The sequence below is a fragment of the Nocardia aobensis NBRC 100429 genome (genome assembly GCF_000308375.1).
In the GTDB taxonomy this organism is placed as follows: domain Bacteria; phylum Actinomycetota; class Actinomycetes; order Mycobacteriales; family Mycobacteriaceae; genus Nocardia; species Nocardia aobensis.
The window spans coordinates 1-2,986 of the sequence record NZ_BAFQ01000200.1 but is presented as its reverse complement, the minus strand read 5'-3'; the positions used below and the strand labels follow the sequence as shown (position 1 = coordinate 2,986).

Annotated in this window: 3 protein-coding genes; 1 reads left to right on the top strand and 2 read right to left on the bottom strand. The window is 68.8% G+C overall.

Translation table 11 applies throughout. The features are described from left to right. Positions 1 to 778 (top strand): DUF8020 domain-containing protein (locus tag RJ03_RS25745; protein ID WP_373281723.1); only part of this gene is annotated, 778 nt, incomplete at its 5' end. A gap of 100 nt (positions 779 to 878) precedes the next feature. Here the strand turns inward: RJ03_RS25745 and RJ03_RS25740 are convergent. Further along, the gene (locus RJ03_RS25740) at positions 879 to 1,823 is read right to left on the bottom strand and encodes an NRDE family protein (RefSeq protein ID WP_306304687.1); all 945 of its coding nucleotides are present in this window, start codon (positions 1,821 to 1,823) and stop codon (positions 879 to 881) included. A gap of 85 nt (positions 1,824 to 1,908) precedes the next feature. After that, positions 1,909 to 2,986: S1 family peptidase (locus tag RJ03_RS25735; RefSeq protein WP_036506612.1), on the bottom strand; the 1,078-nt coding region annotated here is incomplete at its 5' end.

The window sequence follows — 2,986 nt, the reverse complement described above, 5'->3', positions numbered from 1 at the left end:
CATCGGCGCAATGACCGTGGCGTTGGGAACTGCCAACGCCGACCCTGCACCAGCCCCGGCTCCGGCCGCCGACGCCAAGCCGGGGATCGACTACTCCACCAAACTGGTCGACAAGACGGTCGTCACCAAGCTCAAGAACGGCACGTTCGAGCTTGTGGAGAAGCACGGCGCGACTCCTGATCAGAAGCAGCAGGTCGTCGACATCAAGGATCAGGCCGGCAATGTCGCCCTGGAGATGCCGATCGACTACCGGATCGCGGGCGTTCAGATTCCGATCAAGCCCGTGCTCAAGGACAACGGCACGGTGCTCGAGCTGACCCCGGACAAGCCGGGCAATGTCGACCTGACCAAGCCGGTTGCCGCCGCCCCCGTGGCCGCGGTCGCGGAGACCAAGGCCGACCAGCAGACGCCGATCCAGGCCGATAAGCCGGTTCTGGTCGCCAAGGACGTCGCCTCGCCGATCGAGAACCAGCGCGCGATGAGCGACTTCGCCACCAAGTTCGGTCTGGCGACCGCGATCGGTGGCTTCGTCGGCACCGCCATCGGCGCCGTGATCGGCTGTGTCGTCACGATCGTCGCGGGCTGCATCCCGGGTCTGGTCACCGGCGCGGGCGTCGGCGGCATCGTGGGCACCGTCGCCGTGGGCGGCCCTGCTCTCGTCGCCGCGGGCGTCGAGCTGGTCAACACCATGCAGGCTGCCGACGGCAGCACCCAGTGGTCGGATGCGGCCATGGCGGCGGCCAGCGGTCAGCCGCAGCAGGCCAACCAGCCCAGGTAATTCACGGCGCGGAGCCGGTGATCAGCCGGCTCCGGGACGTGTACGGCCCGTCTTCCTCGCGGAAGACGGGCCGTTGTCGTTGGGCTCGTCGTTGCGGCGGTCAGGCCGTGTGCATCCGGAGCCGACCCGTGTAACTCACCTCGCCGAGCGGTTTCCCGAATTCCGCGAAGGACCGTTCGGCGATCTCGAACCGCCCGTCCTCGCGCACCAGAAGTACTGTGCTGCAACGAGTTCCGTGCCAGTCGTTGGCGACGAAGCGGGCCGATACCGAGCGTTCCTGCTCCGGCGACAATCCGGTGTGCGGTAGTTCGGCATCGGGTGCGATGGTGCGGTCGGCCAAGACGTCGAAGTAGTCCTCCACCGCCGGGGAACCGACCACCGCGCCCAGCGCGCGCACGCCGTCGCGCACCTTCGGCCACGCCGTGGCACCGGTGTCGGTGTGCACGCCGCCCACGCCTGCGGCGGTGTGACGATCCGCGATGCCCGTCGGCCGTCCGGAGCCGGGTGCGGCCGAGCCGAGCAGGGCGGCATTGGACAGCCCGTGCACTCCGGGCGGCAGGGCCAGCGGAGTGGCCGCGCTGCGATTGCTGTGCCACCACAGTGTCTCCAGATCGGAGACGACCAGGTTGTAACCGTTGTAGTCGTCCAGATCGGCCGCAGCGGTGCGAACGAACTTCTCCGGTGCCGCGGAGCCGGTCAGATAATCCATCAGCAGAGCGCCGCGGGAGCGGGCATCGATGCGCTTCTCGGCCGGGCCGCGCACATTGGTGACGGTCGCGAAACGACCGGCCTCGGGGACGATTCCCAGCCAGGTGCCCGGCACGCCGTTCGGGGCTCCGAGATCACGTCCGGCCAGCAGATTCGGCCGCTCCGGCCACCATCGCATCGATTCGGTTGGGCGCGTGTAGAACTCGTCCCGATTGGCCGCCACGATCAGCCGATACTCCGGATGCGCGCGCCACCCGATCAACACCAGACACATAACTCCAGCATGCACCAGCCGGGTGAACACGAGTTCGGGACGGCAGCCGGCGGGTGGGGCCATCGCAAGCTCCCGCTGAGACGACAGCTTCCGCGGAAACGACAAGGGCCCGGCATTTCTGCCGGGCCCTCGACGATGCTCGAAGCGCTCAGTTGGTGCGAATCCGCAGACCCGGGTTGTCGGAGAGCACCTGGTTCACCGGCTGCGCGAACAGCTGCGGCGCATCACCGGTCAGGGCACCGATCAGGTTCGGGATCTCGCAGATCGGGTAGTCGGCCACCGAGGAGGCGCTGGAGATGCCCAGTGCCAGGGTGCCGGTGACGATCGGGCCGCCCGAATCACCCGGCAGCGCACAGATGTTCGCCGAGAACGACTGGGTCAGATCGCGGTCACCGACCTGGACGGTCTGATCCACCGCGTTCACCACGCCACAGCTGAAGCCGGTGCGCGAACCCGACTTGCAGACCGGCGCGCCGACGACGGGGTCGGCCACACCGGTGATCGCGATCGGCGCGGCGCCCGGCACCCGAACGAGGTTGTTGGCGAAGCGATCCCGGCTGCCGGCGTCGATCGAGACGATCGAGTAGTCCTGGTTGCCCAGGATCGACTTCTGGAACGAGCCCAGCTGGGCGCCGATGTGGTTGCCCGGCAGCAGCTCGAACATGCCCGGCGCGTTCGCGGTACCGGCCGCCGGGATGTTCGGATCGCAGTGTCCGGCAGTGATGTTCACCGGGTTGCCGTTGCGGTCCTCGCCGTTGAATCCGGTGGAGCAGACCAGCTGCATCTTGCCGGCCACCGACGCGTAGGAGTCGCCGCCCGCGCGGGGCGCGTTGGGCTGCTCACCGGCGATCGGCTTCACCTGCGGGTCCGACTCCGGCGGGCCGACCGGGGGTGCGGCCATCACGATCACGTGCGCCGGGTCGACGAAGCCCGGCATCGGCACGCCGGCCTTGTCCACGCGCACCGCGATGCTGTTGTTGACGGTGTCGATCACGACACCGCGCACGGCCTGCGCGACACCCTCGGGCTGGCCCGACAGCCACTGCTGGAAGGCGTTCTTCTCGCTGCGCAGCACGGTCTGGCTCTTGGCCACGTCCTTCACGCCGAATCCGGCGTCCTGAGCGGCCTTCTTCGCGTCGTCGAGGCCTTGGCCCGGAGCCAGCGCCACCACGGCCTTACCGGCGTCGTCGAGCCACGCGCCCGCGAACGCCTGCGGGAACTGACGC